The sequence below is a fragment of the Pedosphaera parvula Ellin514 genome, from assembly GCF_000172555.1.
In the GTDB taxonomy this organism is placed as follows: Bacteria; Verrucomicrobiota; Verrucomicrobiia; order Limisphaerales; family Pedosphaeraceae; genus Pedosphaera.
This window is the reverse complement of the sequence record NZ_ABOX02000101.1, coordinates 1-2,328: the sequence shown is the minus strand read 5'-3', so window position 1 is coordinate 2,328 and position 2,328 is coordinate 1. Positions and strand designations below refer to the sequence as shown.

Annotated in this window: 2 protein-coding genes; both read left to right on the top strand. The window is 58.1% G+C overall.

The window, feature by feature from the left end:
• The coding region (gene kdpA / locus CFLAV_RS31470) for a potassium-transporting ATPase subunit KdpA (protein ID WP_007418996.1) at positions 1-1,078 on the top strand (1,078 nt) is incomplete at its 5' end.
• Positions 1,079-1,093: 15 nt separating this feature from the next.
• Positions 1,094-2,328, top strand: a 1,235-nt coding sequence (gene kdpB, locus CFLAV_RS31465; RefSeq protein ID WP_007418995.1) for a potassium-transporting ATPase subunit KdpB, incomplete at its 3' end; no start/stop codon positions are given.

The window sequence follows — 2,328 nt, the reverse complement described above, 5'->3', positions numbered from 1 at the left end:
ACTCGTGGACAATCAAGCCATCCCCCAGGGCCCCATGGCCTCCCAGGTCGCCATCAAAATGCTCGGCACCAACGGTGGCGGTTACACCAATGCCAATGCCTCCCATCCATTTGAGAATCCGACACCGCTCTCCAACTTCCTGCAAATGCTCTCCATCTTCGCCATCCCCACCGGCCTGACTTATTACCTGGGCCGCCTGACGAAGAATCAGGCACACGGCTGGGCTGTCTGGGCTGCCATGTTCGTTCTCTTTCTCATCCCCATGGTTGTATGCTGGTACGCTGAATCCTCCGGCAATCCCATTCATCATCACCTCGGCGTTGCCGCCGCCGATGGCAACATGGAAGGCAAGGAAGTCCGCTTCGGCATCTTCAATTCCGCACTCTTCGCCACCGTCACCACGGATGCTTCCTGCGGCGCTGTCAACGCCATGCACGACTCCTTCACCGGTCTGGGCGGCCTCATTCCGATGCTCAATATCCAGTTGGGCGAAGTAGTCTTCGGCGGTGTGGGAGCGGGGCTCTACGGTATGTTGGTTTTCGTCGTGATTGCGGTTTTCATCGCTGGACTCATGGTCGGCCGCACGCCGGAATATCTCGGCAAGAAAATCGGCGCATACGAAGTTAAGGTTTCGCTGCTGACGCTTCTAATCCTGGCTCTCTCCATTCTCGGCTTTACCGCCTGGGCTTCCGTGAGCAAATGGGGCGTCGCCGGTCTCAATAACTCCGGTCCGCATGGTCTCAGCGAAATGCTCTATGCTTTCACTTCCGCCACCGGCAACAATGGCAGCGCCTTCGCCGGCCTCACCGCCAACGAACCCTGGTATAACACCACGCTCGGCTTCGCCATGCTTATCGGTCGGTTCCTGATGATTGTCCCGATCATGGCTCTGGCCGGTTCGCTCGCCCAGAAGAAGATCGTCCCCCAAAGCGCCGGCACCTTCCCGGTCTCCGGCACAACTTTCGTGGTATTGCTCGTTGGCACGGTGTTGCTCGTCGGGGCTCTAACCTTCCTGCCCGCACTGGCCCTTGGACCAGTGGTTGAACATTTCCTCACCGCGCAAGGCAAACTCTTTTAATCACTGGAATTTATCATGACTCATAAAGCTCCTTCTTTATTTGATTGGAACATCGCTGGCCCGGCCATCATCGACGCCTTCAAAAAGCTCGATCCGCGCGCGATGGTCAAGAACCCGGTGATGTTTGTCACCCTGGTCGGTGCTGTCCTCACCACGGTGGACGCCTTCCGCAGCTCAACCGATCGAGGTTTCATCATCCAGATATCCATCTGGCTCTGGTTCACCGTCCTCTTTGCCAACTTCGCCGAAGCCGTCGCCGAAGGTCGCGGCAAGGCCCAAGCCAATTCCCTGCGCAAAACCCGCACTCAAAGCACCGCCCGCAAACTCCTCGACAACGGCAAAATACAGGAGGTCGAAGCCGACTCTCTCCGCAAGGGCCATATTGTCCTCGTCCGCGCCGGTGAAGTCATCCCCGGCGATGGCGAAGTAATTGAGGGTGCCGCCACAGTGGACGAATCCGCAATCACCGGTGAATCTGCACCGGTCGTCCGCGAAAGTGGTGGTGACCGCAGCGCCGTCACTGGCGGCACCCGTGTACTCTCGGATGAGATCAAAATTCGCATCACTGCGGACCCCGGTCATGGCTTTCTCGACCGCATGATTGCGCTCGTGGAAGGAGCCAAGCGTCAGAAGACGCCCAACGAAATTGCGCTCACCATCATGCTCTCGGCGCTGACCCTGATTTTCATGTTCGTCATCATGGCCTTGAAGCCGATGGGTATCTACTCCGGCGCTGCTTTCTCCACCACGGTTCTGATTGCTCTGCTGGTCTGTTTGATTCCCACCACCATCGGCGGTCTGCTCAGCGCCATCGGCATCGCCGGCATGGATCGCCTCCTCCAGCGCAACGTCCTCGCCATGAGCGGTCGCGCCGTTGAAGCCGCCGGCGACGTTGATGTCCTCCTCCTCGACAAGACCGGCACCATCACGCTCGGCAATCGCCAGGCCACGGAATTCATTCCTTCGCCCGGCGTGTCGAAACAGGATCTTGCCGATGCCGCCCAACTCTCTTCATTGGCCGATGAAACTCCGGAAGGTCGCAGCGTCGTCGTGCTCGCCAAACAATTCGGCATTCGCGCGCGTGAAATCCACGAGCTTCCCCATGCCCAATTCGTCAAATTCACCGCCCAAACCCGCATGAGTGGCCTCGACCTCGATGGCGTCCAATACCGTAAAGGCGCGGCCGATGCGATCTACAAATTTACTGAGATTCAGGCTCCCATTGAAATCATTCAGGCCGTCGAAAAAAT